Here is a 16,580-nt window from a genome sequence, read left to right on the forward strand (position 1 = left end):
TATGATACTGCTCGTTGGCGGCGAAAAAGGCGGTAGCGGTAAGAGCTGTTTAGCCCAAAATATTGCGGTACACATTACTCAGAAGTTTAATGCCAACGTATTGATGGTCGACTGTGATCCACAGCGAACCACCTCTGACTGGATTCAAGCACGTAACACCGATGAATCACTTCCCGGCATCAACTGTATTCAACTCTACGGCAAAATTCGCAATGACTTACTAAGTCTTGATGAACGCTATGATTACGTCATTGTCGATTGTGGTGGTCAAGATAACTTAGCCATGCGTGCAGCAATGTCAGTCGCCACTTATGTCGTCATTCCCCTTCGTCCTAAACGCCGCGATTTAAAAACCCTGCCGCACATGGAAGATATGCTGTCGACCTGTAAAATGGTTAATCCGAAAATGGTCGCAACAATTGTTCTCACTCAATGCCCGGCGTTACCCACACAAGCGAAACGGATTTTAGAAGCAAAAGAGGTGGTTGAATCCTTCGGCCTACGCGTACTCAACTCCGTCACTTTTAACCGTAACATCTATGATGACAGTGAAGAAAAAGGTTCTTCAGTGATTGAACTTGAGCCCGATGGAAAGGCAGCAGAAGAGATCCGAGCCATAGCTGATGAATTGTTTGCTATTCCGCCGGAAAATTCTTATGAGCTTAACTGATTTAAAACGCAATCTCGTCAAGAAAAAGCCCAAGAAAGTCTCGGTAGAAGATTTTATCGAAGACGCTACCAACTATGCGGCGGGCAAACCGAGTAAATTACAACATGGGGAAAAAGGCGACGCCGAGCAAGTCACAAGAAAACTGAGCAAAGGCAAAACGCCGAAGCAGTTTCGCCATGCCACCTTTACACTGACAGAACAGAGTATTTCTCAACTCGATGACTTGTCACAGCAAACTGGTATTGCCAAGTCCAAACTGCTGCGCATTTTTATTGCCAACTTTTCGCAGCTCACGGATGATGAGCAAGAACAACTGTTGGAGTTATGCGAACAACAGTCGCCCAAGTAAAGCGCTTCATCATCAACAATTAGTGACTACAGATTTTTTCAGCTTCGGTGGTGATCCCTGCTGGCGCATCGACAAACTTGCCACGAGCGGCAAGAAATTCAATCAATGCGTCGGCATCCATATCACTTGCGCTACAGGTATGATAGCGCGCTGTCGCACCAAAACGTTGCTGCATTTGTGACTTAAGCAACTCCCTAGTTACCCCTTCAGGTTGCGCTAGCAGCATCTCTAAGACTTCATGACCGTGGATAGATTCACTCATGGTTAAGCTCCCATCAAAATAAGCAGTTGCTGATTTATATCGATTTTTTGCATGCCATACTCTGATTTAACGCAAGAATTCTGGCAATATAGCGAACAGACTTAACAATCTGAACAGCCAATCGGCCAAGGTGAATTCAACATGGCGCTGATCCTCGCTCTGACACAACAGATGTGCCTTTATATGGTCATTGTGTATCTCGTCAGCAAAACCCCGATGTTCAAGCTTTTTGCCGAAGCTTCGACCCGCCTACCCCACAAAATCTATATCTACTTGGTATTCTCAAGTTTTTGCATCATGGCCACTTATTTTGGTGAGCAAACCCATGGTGCTATCGCCAATACCCGTGCGATGGGAGCCGTGTTGGGTGGTCTTTTAGGTGGTCCAACGACAGGGTTATTGGTGGGGTTAACCGGGGGAATTCACCGCTATACCTTGGGCGGATTTACCGATCTTTCATGCGCGATATCCACCACTTTTGAAGGGTTTAGCGCTGGCATGATCAGCTATTACTTAAAGAAGCAAGGCCGTGGCGAACTGGTCTATCATCCCTTTCTCGTCGGCTTAGTCACCTTTTATGCTGAGATGATGCAGATGTGCATTATTTTAATGGTGGCACACCCATTTGAAGAAGCGCTAGCACTGGTGAGACAGATTGCACCGCCAATGCTACTGGTAAACTCAATTGGTGCCGCCTTGTTTATGAGCATTATTCGTGACCAAAAAACCATGTTCGATAAATTGTCGTCGAGCTTTTCCACCAAGGCGCTAAAAATTGCTGAGCGCAGTGTCGGTACTCTAAGTAAAGGCTTTAACGAACAAACCAGTACCCAAGTCGCCAAGATAGTGATCGAAGAAACCTCTGTTGGCGCAGTAGCCATAACTGACCGTGAAAAACTGATGGCATTTATTGGTATTGGCGCTGACCATCACCTGCCTGGCACTCCTATCTCCTCTAAAATCACCATGGATGCCATTCATCAAAACCGGGTGATGTTTGCCGACGGTGTTGAAACGCCCTACTCCTGCTCAATTTCCAAAAACTGTAAATTGGGGTCCAGTTTAGTCATCCCGTTACGCGCCGATAACGAAGTGATTGGCACCATCAAGTTATATGAGCCAAAGAATAAACTCTTCCTCAATATCAACCGTACACTAGGCGAAGGGATTGCAAGGCTACTTTCCAACCAGATCCTTTACGGACGTTTTGAGCAACAGCAATCGATGTTGACTCAGGCAGAGTTAAAGCTGTTGCAAGCGCAGGTCAATCCTCATTTCCTGTTTAACGCACTCAATACCATCAGTGCCATTGTGCGCCGCGATCCAGATAATGCCCGGCAACTACTGCAACAGCTCAGCCAGTTCTTACGGATTAACCTGAAACGTACTACGGGACTAGTATCACTAAGTGATGAGTTAGAACACATTGACTCCTATCTAGCGATAGAAAAAGCACGCTTCGTGGATAAGTTGCAAGTAGATATCGACATTGATAAAGCACTGCTGGCAATGCAAATGCCAGCTTTTACGCTGCAACCCATCATTGAGAATGCGGTTAAACATGGCACCTCACATTTAATTGAGCCCGGATATATTCGTGTTACCGCAGAATTGCACAATGATGAGGTTATTTTAGCGGTTGAAGATAATGCTGGTTTATATGAAGAAAAAGCGGAATCAGACGGACTTGGCATGAACTTAGTACACAAACGTATACAGAATCTTTACGGCCCGCATTATGGCGTTACAGTCAACTGCGAGCCAGACGAGTATACTCGCGTCGCGATCAATCTGCCTTACCGGGATAATTAACATGATACGTTGCTTACTCGTCGACGATGAACTTTATGCTCGCGAGGCATTAGCGGAGCTACTGGCCACTGAAAATGACATTGAGATCATCGGTCAATGCGCCAATGCGGTCGAAGCCATTCAGATGATTAATAGAGAAAAGCCTGATTTGGTGTTTCTCGATATTCAAATGCCCCGGATCAGTGGGATGGAACTGATAGCGATGCTCGACCCAGAGCAGTTACCCCGCATTGTGTTTGTCACCGCCTATGATGAATTTGCGGTTAAGGCATTTGATAACCATGCCTTTGATTATCTGCTTAAACCTCTAGATGAGAAACGTCTGCAGCAAACCTTGAGTAAAGTCAGACGCGATCTAACGCCACAGTTGCTCACACCAGTGATGCCGGTCCATCTGGAGCATTTACCCTGTTATTGCGGTAGCAAATTAAAAATTATTGCGGTCAAAGATGTAGAGTTTGCCTTTAGCGATTTAACTGGGGTCCACATCGCCACGGCGAAAGAGCAAGTCCATACTGAGCTCACATTAAAAGTACTTGAAGAGAAAACCCCGCTACTCCGTTGCCATCGACAGTATCTCGTGGCGCCATCGGCAATTGCTGAAATTGAGGTATTAGACACCGGCGGTGAAGTCACCACCCACAGCGAAGCGAAAATTCCGGTGTCACGCCGCTACCTGAAACCGTTAAAGCAGGCCTTTGGTTTCAATTAACCCTGTATTTTTACCGCCATTCATAGAGTTCAGCGGTTAACACATTATTTTTATTGCTTTTATAATGTTTAGCCGCCACCAGCATTATACTTTAGTGGTAGGCTTTCGTAACATTCCAGCTACCTTTTACAGGTGATATACAGCCGCTTATTCTCCAATAAAACCGCTTAAGGCCATCTATAACCGCTCACTCAGCCAATATTACCGCTTACTGAATCTCACCTTGGCGTTGTTAACAAAAGGTTTAAGATGCCATCAACGCTAACTGGGGGAGAATAAACATGCTGTGGTTTTTACTCTGCGTGGGGCTGCTAATCGGCGGCTATTTCATCTACGGAACATTTGTTGAAAAGGTATTTGGCATCAATAAAGGCCGCCAAACACCAGCTTATGCTCAAAATGACGGCGTCGACTATGTGCCGATGTCAAAATCAAAAGTCTATCTAATCCAACTGCTGAACATCGCAGGTGTGGGCCCAATCTTTGGTCCTATTCTCGGTGCTATGTACGGTCCATCAGCGATGCTGTGGATTGTCATCGGTTGTATCTTTGCTGGTGCTGTGCACGATTATTTCTCTGGCATGTTGTCAGTACGTAATGGTGGCCAATCGGTACCAAATCTTGCCGGTAAATACCTAGGTAAGAGCGCGAAAAACTTTATGAACATTTTCGCACTGGTACTGCTGCTGTTAGTGGGTGTGGTGTTTATCTCGGCCCCTGCAGGTTTGCTGGGTAAACTTACAGGCATGAGCGTTACCATGTTCGTTGGTATCATCTTCGTCTACTACCTGATTGCAACCATCGTACCTGTCGACAAAATTATCGGCCGCTTGTATCCATTCTTTGGTGCATTGCTGCTGTTTATGTCTGTCGGTTTGACTATCGCGATTGTGGTATCAGATCAGCATTCACTGTTAGCTGGATTTGGTCCTGCTGACTTCCTGAAAAACCTCAATCCAAAAGATGCGCCACTGTGGCCAGCACTGTTTATCACCATCGCTTGTGGTGCCATCTCTGGCTTCCATGCCACTCAGTCTCCACTGATGGCACGTTGTGTAGAAAATGAATCGAACGGTCGCTTCGTATTCTATGGTGCAATGATTGGTGAAGGTGTGATTGCGCTGATCTGGTGTGCGATTGCCCTGTCTTTCTTCGACGGTGTACAAGGTCTGAGCGAAGGTATGAATGGCAACCCTGCCAACGTTGTTTACGCTGCATCTACCGGGCTGTTAGGTACCGTGGGTGGCTTTATGGCGGTGCTGGGCGTTATCGTATTGCCAATCACTTCAGGTGATACTGCATTCCGCTCTGCTCGCTTGATTCTGGCTGAATACTTCAACATGCCTCAGGTGAAAATTAGCAAGCGTTTGCTGCTGGCACTACCACTGTTTGTACTGGGTGCGATTCTTACTCAGGTAGACTTCGGTATCATCTGGCGCTACTTCGGTGTGGCAAACCAAGCAACTGCAGTAATGATGCTGTGGACTGCTGCGGCCTACCTGATGCGTACTAACAAGCTGCACTGGATTTGTACAATCCCAGCGATGTTCATGACTGCCGTGGTGTTTAGCTTCCTGCTGAATTCACAAACACTGGGTGCTGGCTTGCCAATGACTGTGTCGACCATTGCGGGTATCGTAATTACCGCGGTCGTGACCGCTATGGTGTTCTATATCAGCAAAGGCAAAGACGCCGCTATCAGTGCTGAAGAAGCCTAACGTTAAATAAATAAGATAGTATTTGAGTGAAAAGCCAGTCGAAAGACTGGCTTTTTTTGTTGTGTGAAAATCCCCCACAACATCACCTTGCACACAGAATAAATATGGTTGCTATTAAAAACATAGCAATTTCACGAACGCTATTGTACTCTTTGCTATTAAATTAATAGCAAAGAGTGAGTTATGGCTAACTTCCCACATCCTGGTAAGCCAGTTCGCGGTTCAGAGAGCGGCAATCCCATTATGGCGCTTTTTGATTTGCTCGGGCGACGCTGGGCAATGGGCGTACTCTGGCAGTTATGCAGTGGAGGCCCATGCACGTTTCGCGAACTACAGAATCGCTGTGAATCTATATCCCCTGCCGTTTTAAACTCAAGACTAAGTGAATTAAGAGCTGCGAGACTGGTTGAACGAGGGGGCGACGGCTATCAACCCACCGAGTTAGGCGAGCAAATCATTGCCGCTATTCATCCGTTAAAAGCACTTTCGGAACAATGGAGTAAAGACCTTAACAGTGCTGAAGACTAGCTATTCAGCATATTACTGACCAGCAGTAAGATCATCCTCATCAAGGAAACAACATGTATATCGTCTCGTTACACTACCTAACCGAGCACTCAGAAGTAGATAAGTTCTTAGTTGCACACCGCGAATATCTGGATACCCACTATCAAAAAGGTCACTTTATTGCTTCCGGTGGCAAAGTGCCGTGAACTGACGGCATCATACTCGCCATTGCATCAAATCGTACCGAACTGGACGCGATATTAAACAGCGACCCGTTTATCATCCATCAAGTTGCCAGTTATGAGGTGACAGAGTTCGTTACAAGTAAAATGGTGCCGGAACTTGTGCCCTTGCTTCAGTAGAGTGAAGTAACGACATCGCCCATTTTCGTGACACCACAGCCAAGGTGTTGAGATGCATGCTCCCCCTGAATGAAGGTCAGTTTTCAAAGTACTAGGTGGAATGTTAACGGGGTTGGAACCTGATGAACTCTATCGCAAGAGTTGCTACTTGTGACTGAAAGTTTCGTCAGAATGCGCCTGTTCCAATGGGAACTCACTTATCTGTCGTCGAAGTGCCAAATCGTCTGTCTGCTTTGCATAATGATTCGCTTCTTCACAAAAGGCATATGCAGTTTCCGGTGCCGCGAGCACCGAATACCGTTCCGCTAAAGCAAAACAGATGGACGCTAGATAATCTGTAGCATGAAGCTCTTTAGCTAATGCTAAGGCCCTTAGGTATATCTCAATAGCTGCAGCGTCGTTGCTAGTAAAGTCAGCAACAGTTTCCCAAAGAAATGGATGATCCTGCCCTGAAGCGGCTACAGACTCCGCATATTCTCGCAACTCATTGTACAAACGCCACTCTTGCTGTTTGTCCTCAATCGCCGCGGCAGTAACGAGGTCATGGGACATAAGCAATACGGTCTCATAAACGTCAGAAGGAATTTTCATACTCTTTATATTCGCCGTGTGGCTTTTGGTAAGGTTGTGATTGTTAGAGGGACAATGTCCTTTTGTTGAGAAAAGAATTCGCGTTTTGGGCTAGAAAGTTTGAAAGATAAGTTTGCTTAAATAGCGCCTGGGCGCAAATGTTTAGCAAATGGAAATGCGATTTTAAGGCGTTCAACTTCTGCGACAGGTAGCACCAAAAGCAGACGCTGGCCAATCTCCCATGCCTTTAATAGCTCACTGTTAGACAACATCTCCAGACGCTCAGCATCTCGCCGCATCAGCTCAGCTATAGCTGGCGGAATATCATCAATACTCACCACAGCATCAATACGCTGCAACAATGGCAAAGCCGCTAATGGCAAAAATTCTGCAGGACAATTATCGGCCAGCAAGAGCAGTTCACCATGCTCAATATCGTTGGCAAAACTCTGTTGATATTTTTGCAGCGTATGCCCGTTAAATTGCTCACCATTCAGCGCGAAAAAACGCTCCCAGAACCGACGGCGCTCAGGGCCAGTAGTGAGACGTTGCTGCACTTCGCTGCGCTTACTGGCAATGAAATCAAATAACGGGGTAAGACTCGCAGGTAACATGGCTTCAAGTTTAGCTCTTACGTCACGAGCAAATACTGGCGCAGCGCCCGCCGTGCTGATCGCCACAATCAAACGCCCACGATCCACAATAGAGGGTGTAATAAAATCACATGCGGCAGGCGTATCCACAACATTCACCATGGCTCCCGCCTCTTTAGCCTGCACTGCGAGCTGCAGATTAAGACTCTGATTGGCAGTGGCAATATAAACTAAGTCTCGATGCTGCAGATCTGCATCAACCACAGCACGTTGCTGCAATGTAATACGTTCAGCGCGTGCATAGTCGAGTATGCCACCACAGACCTCTGGAGCCACGACCTCAATCGAAGCTTCGGTACGGCTGAGTAGATCTAACTTGCGACAAGCAACCTCCCCAGCCCCGACAATAAGTACATTTAGGCGCTGAGTGTTGAGAAATAGTGGGAAGTATTGCATCAATCCGTTACCAAAGGACGCTGCTGTTCACACCAACCGCGATAGCCACCTGCTAATGAAAGTACTTTAGAATACCCCATGAGTTGTAAGTTATGGCAGCTTAGTGCTGAGCGGAAACCACCGCCGCAATAGAGTACAAGCGGCGTCGTTTTATCCGGGAATCGCAGTTCAATGTCCCGCTCAATAATGCCCCTACCCATGTGAGTGGCATCGGGGAGGTGATCCAATTGCCACTCGTGATCTTCACGGACATCGATAAGCGTCCACGCGAAGGGCGTTTGCCAATAGTCGTCGGCGGATATTTCGGTGATATTGGGAAGAATCGCTTCGACAAGTGCAAGAAAGCCGGGACTATGCTGCATAAAGGCTCCAAAGAGTGTGAGTATTAGCCATGATGGGATTCACAACGCTCAGCGCTGCAATTCCAACACAATTCAAAACTGGCGTCATTGTACTCGTGACACTGTACACACTGCCATTGGGGTTGTTCAACCTGTAACGCGGCTAACGCTTGTTGCGCTTGATCTAGTTGGCTATCAAGTACCCAAAGCTGCACGCTTTGTGCATCAACAGGCAATTCTCCTACACCGCCCATCAGCGCCTCGCCACGCAGTTCAACTTCAATACCACTGGCTTCTAGCATGCCTTTCCAAGTATGTGCCTGCAGTAAATTGCCTCCAGCAACCAACACTTTTCTCTGTTCCATGTACTGCTCTACTCCACCTGTAACTGCTTGAATAAGATGTCAGGAATCACCTTTAGTGACAACTCGGCGTTTTTGCTCACCACATGCTACAGCCAAAAAATGAACAGTGTCGAGGGATACTCCACAGAAAATTTACTTTTCATCAACAATTCATAATGGACTTTAGGCTAATACAGAAAAAAAAAGCCACCGCAATGGGTGGCTTTTTCTCAGCTCAACATTCGATTAAGGCATCATACTCGGCTGATCGGCGCCTTCTTTCTCAATCTGTACAGGCATCATATGTTCGCGGTTAATACCGAGGCGAATAGCCAAGAAACTCGCAACATAGATAGATGAGTATGTACCCACCACGATACCCATCAGCAATGCCGTAGCAAAACCGTGGATCATCGAACCGCCTTTCAGATAAAGGGCAACAACCGTAATCAAAGTAGTACCAGTGGTGATAACTGTACGACTCATTGTCTGCGTGATGGAAGCATTGACCACTTCACGAGGCTCGGCTTTACGCATCTTAAGGAAGTTCTCACGAATACGGTCAAATACTACGATGGTATCGTTGAGAGAGTAACCAACCACGGTCAGCACACCCGCCAACACGGTTAAGTCAAACTCCAACTGCAGTACTGAGAACAAACCCAAGGTCACAATGACGTCGTGCGCCAATGCGGCAACTGCCCCCAATGACAAACGCCACTCAAAGCGAAATGCCACGTAAAGCAGAATACAGATCAGTGCCACCAGCACTGCCATACCGCCTTGTTCAGCGAGTTCTTGACCTACTTGTGGACCAACAAACTCAACACTCTTTCTTTCAACCTGAGGATCTTGCTTTTCCGCAGCTGCCATCACCAGTTTTACTTGGTCATCGCTTTTAGTCCCTTGTTGAGTCTGCAAACGTACCACCACGTCGCGGCTCGAACCAAAGTTCTGCACGATTGCGCTCTCAGTAGGACCGTCAGCCAAAAGATCACGCAGAGAATTCAAATCCGCTGGTTTACTGAAGTTCAGCACTACCGAAGTACCACCAGTAAAATCCAAACCCCAGTTGATGCCTTTGGTGCCCAAAGAGACAAATGAGGCAATCACCAGAATCATTGACATGATACTGATAGGTACCGCATGACGCAGGAAGTTAACCGAATTTTTAAAATTTAAAATCTGTAACATCGTCGGCATTCCCCTTAAATTGACAACTTCTTAAGACGCTTGCCGCCCCACAACGCGTTAACTACCGCGCGGGTTCCCACAATCGCAGTGAACATTGAGGTCAAGATACCGATCATCAGCGTTACCGCGAAGCCTTTAATCGCACCGGTACCAACAGCAAACAGGATCAATGCCGTGATAAAGGTGGTGATGTTAGCATCAGCAATGGTCGAGAATGCGTTAGCGTAACCTTCATGGATTGCTTGCTGGATAGAACGACCCGCACGCAATTCTTCACGAATACGTTCGTAAATCAGCACATTTCCATCCACAGCCATACCGACAGTCAGCACCATACCTGCAATACCAGGCAAGGTAAGTACCGCCCCCGGGATCATAGACATAACCCCAACGACCATGATCAAGTTAAAGGACAGTGCTAAGTTTGCGATGAAACCGAACGCTCGGTAATAAACCATCATAAACAACAGCACAACTGCCATACCCCAGATCATAGCTTGCAGACCGTTCTGAATGTTCTCAGCACCAAGGCTAGGACCAATCGTACGTTCTTCCACAATTGATACTGGCGCGATCAAAGCACCCGCTCTCAGCAGCAATGCTAAGTTTTGTGATTCGCTATGGGTAAGACCGGTAATCACGAAGTTACGACCGAGTCGCGCCTGAATGGTCGCTACAGAGATCACTTCTTCTACCTTGCTCATCTTTACAGTGCCATCAGGATTACGCTGACCACTATCTTTATATTCAATGAACAAAGTCGCCATCGGCTTACCGATGTTGTCCTTAGTAACATTAGAGAAGATGTTACCGCCTTTCGCATCTAGGTTGATGCTGACTTGTGGACGGCTGTACTGGTCAAATGATGGTTGTGCTCCGGTAATATGATCACCCGTTAACATTACATCTTTATTCAGGACAACTTCACCACCCTCACGGCGTTTATACACTTCTGAAGTTGCTGGCAGACGACCCGCTTTGGCATTTTGCAGATCCGTTTTCTGATCCACCATGTGGAATTCGATTGACGCAGTCGCGCCCAAAATCTCTTTCGCACGTGCAGTGTCTTGTACCCCTGGCAGTTCAACGATAATGCGTTCAGCACCTTGACGTTGCACCACAGGCTCTGCCACACCCAACTCATTCACACGGTTACGAATGGTAGTGATGTTTTGCGTCAGTGCGTCTTCCTTAATCTGCTTCAGATAAGGCTCGCTCATTGTTGCCAACAGCTTGAAGTTTTCGCCTTCAGATGCATCAGCAAACACCATCTCGTTGTTAGCACGCGTTTTTAAAAATGCTTCAGCCTGAGCCACACTGTCAGCATCACGGAAGTGAATTTCAATACCTTTTGGCGTCACTTTAACGCCAGAGTAACGAATTCGCTCCTCACGCAATTGTGAGCGGAAATCAGCAATTTTGGCTTCTTCCATTTTGCGAATCGCTTCGCTCATGTCGACTTCCATCAGGAAGTGCACGCCACCGCGCAAGTCAAGCCCCAGCTTCATCGGTGAACCACCGACATCTTCCAGCCATTTAGGAACGGCCGGCGCAAGGTTCAAAGCGACTGAATAACCATCGCCCAGTGCTTGTGCAATCGCTTCTTTGGCTAGCAGTTGCTCTTCGCCACTGTTAACACGCACCAATAGCTGACTATTTTCCAGCTCAGAACGCTTAACCTGAATGCCTTTACTGGCCAACAGATCGTTAACTTGTCGCTGAGTAGTTTCAGTAACAGTGGTACCACGAGTACCAACGACCTGTACTGCGTTGTCCTCACCAAAGAGGTTAGGCAGGGCATAGAAAGCTCCGATGGCGAGAATGACAATCACCATCAGATTTTTCCACATTGGATATTTATTTAACACGCCTTAGCCCCCTTGGCTTACAGCGACTGAATAGAGCCTTTTGGCAATACCGCCGCAATATAATCTTTCTTGATAGTAATCTGAGTGCTTTCGTTAAGATTGATCAGCACATAGTCATTGTCTTCGGCGATTTTGGCGATTTTACCCACCAGACCACCGTTAGTGAGGATTTCATCCCCTTTAGACAGGGAAGACATCAGGTTTTTGTGCTCTTTTACCCGCTTAGACTGTGGGCGGAAGATCATGAAGTAGAACACCAATCCCATCAGGATCAGCATAATCATCAGCTGGAAAGTACCACCAGATTGAGGTGCGCCACCGGCGCTTGCATAGGCATTTGCGATAAACATACTTCTCTCTTCTTATTTCAGTAGATTTAGTCAAGTAATTCGGGCACTTCACGGCCCTGACGAGTGTAAAAGTCCCTTACAAAGGCGTCTAATGTACCTGTCTCAATGGCACCGCGCAAACCTTGCATCAATCTTTGATAATAACGCAGGTTATGGATGGTGTTTAAGCGAGCACCCAGCATCTCATTGCAACGATCAAGATGATGCAAATAAGCGCGTGAATAGTGCTTACAGGTATAACAGTCGCACTCAGCTTCTAACGGTGATGTGTCATCACGATGACGCGCATTACGAATTTTGATCACGCCATCTGCAGTAAACAGATGACCATTACGCGCGTTACGTGTTGGCATCACACAGTCAAACATATCAACACCACGACGCACGCCTTCCACCAAATCCTCTGGCTTACCCACGCCCATCAAATAACGGGGTTTATCGGCTGGGATTTTTGGACACACATGTTCAAGGATGCGATGCATATCTTCTTTCGGTTCGCCCACCGCCAGACCGCCGATAGCGTAACCGTCAAATCCGATATTCACCAAACCATCAAGGCTCTCATCACGCAAATGCTCGTACACGCTGCCCTGAATAATGCCAAACAGTGCATTCGGGTTTTTTAAGCGGTCAAACTCATCACGTGAACGCTGCGCCCAACGCAATGACATCTGCATTGATTTACGCGCTTCATCAACCGTGGCGGGATATGGCGTACATTCGTCAAAAATCATCACCACATCTGAACCCAGTGAATGCTGAATTTGCATCGACTTTTCCGGGTCAAGGAAGATTTTCTCGCCATTGATAGGTGAACGGAAATGCACCCCTTCTTCGGTGATTTTACGGATATCACCGAGACTGAAGACCTGGAAACCGCCGGAATCGGTCAGAATAGGACGTTGCCAGTTCATAAAGTCATGCAAATCACCATGCTTTTGCATCACTTCTTCGCCTGGGCGCAACCATAAATGGAATGTGTTACCGAGTAGAATGTCGGCGCCTGTTTCTCTTACTTCTTCAGGGGTCATCCCCTTTACTGTACCGTAAGTACCAACCGGCATAAACGCGGGGGTTTCTACCGTACCACGTTCAAAAACTAAACGTCCGCGACGCGCGCGGCCATCTGTTGTCTGGAGTTCAAACTTCATGTGTTACCTCGTCAGAGAAACAGTCTGACTTGTTGTGGGGACGTATCCCATCAGATTCAAGGGGAGCTTATCGCTCCCCAACATTAATTCATTAAATAATGTGATTAGAATTGTACTTTGCTTAGTCGTTGGCTGTCGTTTGGCGAGTCACAAACATAGCATCGCCGTAACTGAAGAAACGGTAGCGCTGCGCTACAGCGTGATGATAAGCCTTGATGACATGTTCATAACCAGCAAAAGCCGAAACCAACATAATCAAAGTGGATTCAGGTAAGTGGAAATTAGTAACCATCGCATCGATCACTTTCCACTGATAGCCAGGATAGATGAAGATATCGGTATCGCCACAGAAAGGTTTCAGCACGCCATCATTGAAAGTGGCAGCACTTTCCAGCGACCGTACAGAGGTAGTACCCACCGCAATCACCCGTTTACCGGCGGCTTTAGTGGCATTGATAGCATCCACCACCTCTGCAGGCACATTGGCCCATTCAGAGTGCATATGGTGATTGAGCACATCATCTACCCGCACTGGTTGGAAGGTACCCGCGCCAACGTGCAATGTTACAAAGGCAATCTGCACGCCTTTGGCTTTTAATGCGGCTAAAATGCCTTCATCAAAATGCAGCCCCGCAGTTGGTGCTGCGACTGCTCCAGGATTTTTGTTGTAAACCGTCTGATAACGCTCTTTATCGGCAGCTTCATCGGGACGGTCAATATAGGGTGGCAGCGGCATATGACCGACATCATCCAGCATTGCTAAAATGGTACCGTCTTCCAGCAGCTCAAGCTCAAACAGCGCATCATGACGTGCGACCATTTTTAAGCGATAACCACCATCAAGGATGATCTCACTGCCTTCTTTAGGTGACTTAGAGCTGCGAACGTGCGCCAACATGCGCTTCTCGTCCAACATCCGCTCCAGCAGGATTTCCAGCTTACCGCCAGAGGCCTTCTGCCCGAACACACGCGCAGGTACAACACGCGTGTTGTTGAACACCATCAGGTCACCTTCGTTGACCAGCTCAAGAATATCCGTGAAATGTTTGTCCTGCAGCGTACCGCTATTTCCGTCCAGCGTAAGGAGTCTGGACGCGCTACGTTCAGGCGTAGGAAATTTCGCGATCAACTCTTCCGGAAGATCGAACGCAAAATCTGCAACTCGCATGGGAATGCCTCTGAATAGCTTAAATCGGCGGCTAGTCTAGGGGCTTGAAAGGGGAAGATCAAGAATCCTTCAATTCTCGCTCAGTAAACTCATCCGTAGGTGAATCATCGACGCGACCACTACGGCTATCAATCTGCTCAAACGGGATTTCCATCGGCACCCGTTTCCTTATCGGTTGCGCCGGTTTACCCATCAGTTTTTCTATCCAATTCCACATCTTCCATGATCCTTTAGTTAGCAAATTAGCTCGCCAGCGGACAGTTTAGTAGAGAAATACTCTGCAGTCTGTGATATTTTTCAAATCACGGTGGCACATATTAACCACATTCCGCTTTCTGACAAGTACAAATTATGAACTTTTTAGCCCATCTGCACCTCGCCGATATCAGCAATACCTCATTGGCTGGGAATCTCGCGGGCGACTTCTGTCGCGGCAACATTGCCGATCATCCTCTGCATTTGCGTCAGGGCATCTGGCTGCATCGCAAAATTGACACGCTTACCGATAATGATGAAAGCGTTAAAGCGCTTAAAGCCCAATTTCCAGCGCCGCTACGACGGGTAGCCCCCATTTTAATCGATCTGGCTTTTGATCATATGCTGGCACGCTACTGGGATGAGTACCACCATCAACCATTGTTACAATTTAGCCAACGCTGTTATCAACACCTAGCTGACACCGCCGAGCTGCCCACCGCTCTCGCCACTTTGTTACCTAAAATGCGCCAAGGCGACTGGCTTAGTAACTACGCCGACAAACAAGGCTTTCAGCTGGCGGTTAGCGGCGTAAGTAAGCGCTTATCTAAACCGGAGCTTTTTAACGGCGCAACCAAAGCACTTAATAAGCTGGATGTGGATGTCGAAATTGCATTTCGGACCTTTTATCCGCAGCTCATGGCGTATAGTCGCCGTTGGAGTCGCGACACTCCGGCAGAATATTTGGGCTAAGCGTCTGGATATTTGGTCTCTCGCAGCGCTTTTGTATACAATACGCCGCGAACTGCGGGAGACAACATGCAAATTTTTGAATACCACCCACCGAAACTGCCTTGGCTCGATATTCGCTATATTGACCGTGATGTGATTGTGATTAATAAGCCATCAGGGCTGTTATCAAATCCCGGCCGCGCAGAAGTCACGCACGATTGCGCCCTCACCCGCCTGCAACAGCTATATCCCGAAACGATTTTGGTGCACCGTCTCGACTGTGCAACGTCAGGCATTATGGTGTTCGCCCGCAGTAAAAAAGCGGAGTCTCACCTTAAGAAGCAATTTCAAGAGCGACATAACGACAAGCTTTATATTGCCGAATTGGATGGTCTGCTTGCGCAAGACCAAGGCACGATTAATTTACCCTTGGCAGCGGACCGAGATAATCCACCGTTGCAAAAAGTGGATAACGCAGGGAAAAAAGCGATTACGCATTACCGCGTGCTGGAGCGTCGTGCAGATTCTACCTTAGTGTCACTGCAACCTGAGACCGGAAGGACTCATCAACTACGCGTACATATGTTAGCGCTAGGGCATGTGATCTTGGGGGATGATTTCTACGGAGACGAACGTATCCTGCATGCAAGGCCAAGATTATGCCTGCACGCAGCTAGTTTGATGTTTAGCCATCCGTGGTCAAACAAAGAGATGCATTTTGTTAGCATGGCAGGTTTTTAAACCTGACCATGCTGACGTATTAATTGCCTCAGGCAACACTCTGCTGCGCGGTATAAAAACAGCCATCGTCACGGCAAAATACCAAAGCACCATTTGCTTTTAGCACAAAAAACTCACCGAAGAAGTTGCCACCTTTTTCTTCCAAACGCACTCCTTCTTCGGTTTCTTCAGCGTGCATTTCATCGCAACTGTGACTGCCATCGTTAAACCAAGTCTGCATAATCCATTTGCCTGATTCACGATACAGTAAAATCTCATCATCAAGGTTTTGGCGTTTGTCGCGCCAACTGCCAACTAACTCGCCGTTCTCATGCTGACGACGCACCAATTTACGGCGTTTTTCCGCCGCGGAGAGGCCTGACAATTTGCAACAGCCCTGTAGTTGCAGTGGCAGGTTCTCTTCAATATCGAGCAACAACCCCATAATACTTTTGCCCCCAAACGCAAAAAGTAAATTTACGGTAAAAACAAAACATTTTATTTAC

At 47.3% G+C, this 16,580-nt stretch carries 21 protein-coding genes; 9 read left to right on the forward strand and 12 right to left on the reverse strand.

Annotated elements, in window-relative coordinates; all coding sequences use genetic code 11:
- Nucleotide 1 precedes the first annotated feature (1 nt).
- A complete protein-coding gene (locus HR45_RS11760) occupies nucleotides 2–670 on the forward strand; it encodes an AAA family ATPase (protein WP_037443168.1) in 669 nt (222 codons plus the stop codon).
- Complete coding sequence (locus tag HR45_RS11765; RefSeq protein WP_037443170.1) at nucleotides 657–1,019, forward strand: ribbon-helix-helix domain-containing protein; 363 nt, start codon at nucleotides 657–659, stop codon at nucleotides 1,017–1,019. Before HR45_RS11760 ends, HR45_RS11765 begins: the two co-directional genes overlap by 14 nt.
- Nucleotides 1,020–1,038: 19 nt before the next feature.
- Here the strand turns inward: HR45_RS11765 and HR45_RS11770 are convergent, their stop codons facing one another.
- On the reverse strand, nucleotides 1,039–1,281 hold the full coding sequence (locus HR45_RS11770) for a YecH family metal-binding protein (RefSeq protein WP_037443172.1): 243 nt from the start codon (nucleotides 1,279–1,281) through the stop codon (nucleotides 1,039–1,041).
- Between the two features lie 141 nt (nucleotides 1,282–1,422).
- Between HR45_RS11770 and HR45_RS11775 the strand changes: the two genes are divergently transcribed.
- From HR45_RS11775 to HR45_RS19725, 5 genes are all read left to right on the forward strand, one after another.
- Nucleotides 1,423–3,093: a sensor histidine kinase gene (locus tag HR45_RS11775; protein WP_037443174.1), complete on the forward strand. Its 1,671-nt coding sequence runs from the start codon at nucleotides 1,423–1,425 to the stop codon at nucleotides 3,091–3,093.
- A 1-nt stretch (nucleotide 3,094) separates the two neighbouring features.
- Nucleotides 3,095–3,805, forward strand: coding sequence for a two-component system response regulator BtsR (btsR, locus tag HR45_RS11780; RefSeq protein ID WP_037443177.1), 711 nt, complete (start codon nucleotides 3,095–3,097; stop codon nucleotides 3,803–3,805).
- A 281-nt stretch (nucleotides 3,806–4,086) separates the two neighbouring features.
- Nucleotides 4,087–5,523, forward strand: a complete 1,437-nt coding sequence (locus tag HR45_RS11785; RefSeq protein WP_037443179.1) for a carbon starvation CstA family protein — start codon at nucleotides 4,087–4,089, stop codon at nucleotides 5,521–5,523.
- A gap of 183 nt (nucleotides 5,524–5,706) precedes the next feature.
- The gene (locus tag HR45_RS11790) at nucleotides 5,707–6,051 is read left to right on the forward strand and encodes a winged helix-turn-helix transcriptional regulator (protein WP_037443181.1); all 345 of its coding nucleotides are present in this window, start codon (nucleotides 5,707–5,709) and stop codon (nucleotides 6,049–6,051) included.
- Between the two features lie 53 nt (nucleotides 6,052–6,104).
- Nucleotides 6,105–6,236, forward strand: coding sequence for a YciI family protein (locus tag HR45_RS19725; protein WP_277619576.1), 132 nt, complete (start codon nucleotides 6,105–6,107; stop codon nucleotides 6,234–6,236).
- A 300-nt stretch (nucleotides 6,237–6,536) separates the two neighbouring features.
- On the opposite strand, the gene HR45_RS11800 is transcribed toward HR45_RS19725, so the two are convergent.
- The 10 genes from HR45_RS11800 to HR45_RS19440 all read right to left on the reverse strand — a co-directional run bounded on the left by HR45_RS11800 (nucleotide 6,537) and on the right by HR45_RS19440 (nucleotide 14,644).
- Complete coding sequence (locus HR45_RS11800; protein WP_037443182.1) at nucleotides 6,537–6,983, reverse strand: hypothetical protein; 447 nt, start codon at nucleotides 6,981–6,983, stop codon at nucleotides 6,537–6,539.
- A 116-nt stretch (nucleotides 6,984–7,099) separates the two neighbouring features.
- Complete coding sequence (locus tag HR45_RS11805) at nucleotides 7,100–8,011, reverse strand: precorrin-2 dehydrogenase/sirohydrochlorin ferrochelatase family protein (protein WP_037443183.1); 912 nt, start codon at nucleotides 8,009–8,011, stop codon at nucleotides 7,100–7,102.
- Nucleotides 8,011–8,373: a rhodanese-like domain-containing protein gene (locus tag HR45_RS11810; RefSeq protein ID WP_037443186.1), complete on the reverse strand. Its 363-nt coding sequence runs from the start codon at nucleotides 8,371–8,373 to the stop codon at nucleotides 8,011–8,013. Before HR45_RS11810 ends, HR45_RS11805 begins: the two co-directional genes overlap by 1 nt.
- A gap of 23 nt (nucleotides 8,374–8,396) precedes the next feature.
- On the reverse strand, nucleotides 8,397–8,717 hold the full coding sequence (locus HR45_RS11815) for a putative signal transducing protein (protein ID WP_037443188.1): 321 nt from the start codon (nucleotides 8,715–8,717) through the stop codon (nucleotides 8,397–8,399).
- A 225-nt stretch (nucleotides 8,718–8,942) separates the two neighbouring features.
- Nucleotides 8,943–9,890: a protein translocase subunit SecF gene (gene secF, locus HR45_RS11820; RefSeq protein WP_037443190.1), complete on the reverse strand. Its 948-nt coding sequence runs from the start codon at nucleotides 9,888–9,890 to the stop codon at nucleotides 8,943–8,945.
- A 14-nt stretch (nucleotides 9,891–9,904) separates the two neighbouring features.
- Complete coding sequence (gene secD, locus HR45_RS11825) at nucleotides 9,905–11,758, reverse strand: protein translocase subunit SecD (protein WP_037443192.1); 1,854 nt, start codon at nucleotides 11,756–11,758, stop codon at nucleotides 9,905–9,907.
- Nucleotides 11,759–11,775: 17 nt separating this feature from the next.
- A complete protein-coding gene (gene yajC / locus HR45_RS11830; RefSeq protein ID WP_037443195.1) occupies nucleotides 11,776–12,108 on the reverse strand; it encodes a preprotein translocase subunit YajC in 333 nt (110 codons plus the stop codon).
- 26 nt (nucleotides 12,109–12,134) lie between these two features.
- The gene (gene tgt, locus HR45_RS11835) at nucleotides 12,135–13,259 is read right to left on the reverse strand and encodes a tRNA guanosine(34) transglycosylase Tgt (protein ID WP_037443196.1); all 1,125 of its coding nucleotides are present in this window, start codon (nucleotides 13,257–13,259) and stop codon (nucleotides 12,135–12,137) included.
- A gap of 121 nt (nucleotides 13,260–13,380) precedes the next feature.
- A complete protein-coding gene (gene queA, locus HR45_RS11840) occupies nucleotides 13,381–14,427 on the reverse strand; it encodes a tRNA preQ1(34) S-adenosylmethionine ribosyltransferase-isomerase QueA (RefSeq protein ID WP_037443198.1) in 1,047 nt (348 codons plus the stop codon).
- A gap of 58 nt (nucleotides 14,428–14,485) precedes the next feature.
- On the reverse strand, nucleotides 14,486–14,644 hold the full coding sequence (locus tag HR45_RS19440; protein ID WP_156104067.1) for a hypothetical protein: 159 nt from the start codon (nucleotides 14,642–14,644) through the stop codon (nucleotides 14,486–14,488).
- 134 nt (nucleotides 14,645–14,778) lie between these two features.
- Between HR45_RS19440 and HR45_RS11845 the strand changes: the two genes are divergently transcribed.
- Both HR45_RS11845 and HR45_RS11850 read left to right on the forward strand, forming a co-directional pair.
- Entirely contained in the window at nucleotides 14,779–15,375 is a 597-nt protein-coding gene (locus HR45_RS11845) for an acyl carrier protein phosphodiesterase (protein WP_037443199.1), read from the forward strand.
- A gap of 66 nt (nucleotides 15,376–15,441) precedes the next feature.
- Nucleotides 15,442–16,095 (forward strand): RluA family pseudouridine synthase, encoded by a 654-nt coding sequence (locus tag HR45_RS11850; RefSeq protein ID WP_037443201.1) that lies wholly within the window; start codon nucleotides 15,442–15,444, stop codon nucleotides 16,093–16,095.
- 28 nt (nucleotides 16,096–16,123) lie between these two features.
- Here the strand turns inward: HR45_RS11850 and HR45_RS11855 are convergent, their stop codons facing one another.
- Complete coding sequence (locus tag HR45_RS11855; protein WP_037443203.1) at nucleotides 16,124–16,519, reverse strand: hypothetical protein; 396 nt, start codon at nucleotides 16,517–16,519, stop codon at nucleotides 16,124–16,126.
- Between the last annotated feature and the right edge of the window lie 61 nt (nucleotides 16,520–16,580).

The organism is Shewanella mangrovi (assembly GCF_000753795.1).
GTDB lineage: Bacteria > Pseudomonadota > Gammaproteobacteria > Enterobacterales > Shewanellaceae > Shewanella > Shewanella mangrovi.

Excerpts from the sequence above, each read along its gene's own strand:
- tgt (WP_037443196.1), bottom strand. The coding sequence starts at position 13,259 with ATGAAGTTTGAACTCCAGACAACAGATGGCCGCGCGCGTCGCGGACGT.
- HR45_RS11800 (WP_037443182.1), bottom strand. The coding sequence starts at position 6,983 with ATGAAAATTCCTTCTGACGTTTATGAGACCGTATTGCTTATGTCCCAT.
- HR45_RS11760 (WP_037443168.1), top strand. The coding sequence starts at position 2 with ATGATACTGCTCGTTGGCGGCGAAAAAGGCGGTAGCGGTAAGAGCTGT.
- HR45_RS11815 (WP_037443188.1), bottom strand. The coding sequence starts at position 8,717 with ATGGAACAGAGAAAAGTGTTGGTTGCTGGAGGCAATTTACTGCAGGCA.
- HR45_RS11765 (WP_037443170.1), top strand. The coding sequence starts at position 657 with ATGAGCTTAACTGATTTAAAACGCAATCTCGTCAAGAAAAAGCCCAAG.
- HR45_RS11850 (WP_037443201.1), top strand. The coding sequence starts at position 15,442 with ATGCAAATTTTTGAATACCACCCACCGAAACTGCCTTGGCTCGATATT.
- secF (WP_037443190.1), bottom strand. The coding sequence starts at position 9,890 with ATGTTACAGATTTTAAATTTTAAAAATTCGGTTAACTTCCTGCGTCAT.
- HR45_RS11810 (WP_037443186.1), bottom strand. The coding sequence starts at position 8,373 with ATGCAGCATAGTCCCGGCTTTCTTGCACTTGTCGAAGCGATTCTTCCC.
- yajC (WP_037443195.1), bottom strand. The coding sequence starts at position 12,108 with ATGTTTATCGCAAATGCCTATGCAAGCGCCGGTGGCGCACCTCAATCT.
- HR45_RS11790 (WP_037443181.1), top strand. The coding sequence starts at position 5,707 with ATGGCTAACTTCCCACATCCTGGTAAGCCAGTTCGCGGTTCAGAGAGC.
- btsR (WP_037443177.1), top strand. The coding sequence starts at position 3,095 with ATGATACGTTGCTTACTCGTCGACGATGAACTTTATGCTCGCGAGGCA.
- HR45_RS11770 (WP_037443172.1), bottom strand. The coding sequence starts at position 1,281 with ATGAGTGAATCTATCCACGGTCATGAAGTCTTAGAGATGCTGCTAGCG.
- HR45_RS11785 (WP_037443179.1), top strand. The coding sequence starts at position 4,087 with ATGCTGTGGTTTTTACTCTGCGTGGGGCTGCTAATCGGCGGCTATTTC.
- HR45_RS11855 (WP_037443203.1), bottom strand. The coding sequence starts at position 16,519 with ATGGGGTTGTTGCTCGATATTGAAGAGAACCTGCCACTGCAACTACAG.
- HR45_RS11805 (WP_037443183.1), bottom strand. The coding sequence starts at position 8,011 with ATGCAATACTTCCCACTATTTCTCAACACTCAGCGCCTAAATGTACTT.
- queA (WP_037443198.1), bottom strand. The coding sequence starts at position 14,427 with ATGCGAGTTGCAGATTTTGCGTTCGATCTTCCGGAAGAGTTGATCGCG.
- HR45_RS11845 (WP_037443199.1), top strand. The coding sequence starts at position 14,779 with ATGAACTTTTTAGCCCATCTGCACCTCGCCGATATCAGCAATACCTCA.
- HR45_RS11775 (WP_037443174.1), top strand. The coding sequence starts at position 1,423 with ATGGCGCTGATCCTCGCTCTGACACAACAGATGTGCCTTTATATGGTC.
- HR45_RS19725 (WP_277619576.1), top strand. The coding sequence starts at position 6,105 with ATGTATATCGTCTCGTTACACTACCTAACCGAGCACTCAGAAGTAGAT.
- HR45_RS19440 (WP_156104067.1), bottom strand. The coding sequence starts at position 14,644 with ATGTGGAATTGGATAGAAAAACTGATGGGTAAACCGGCGCAACCGATA.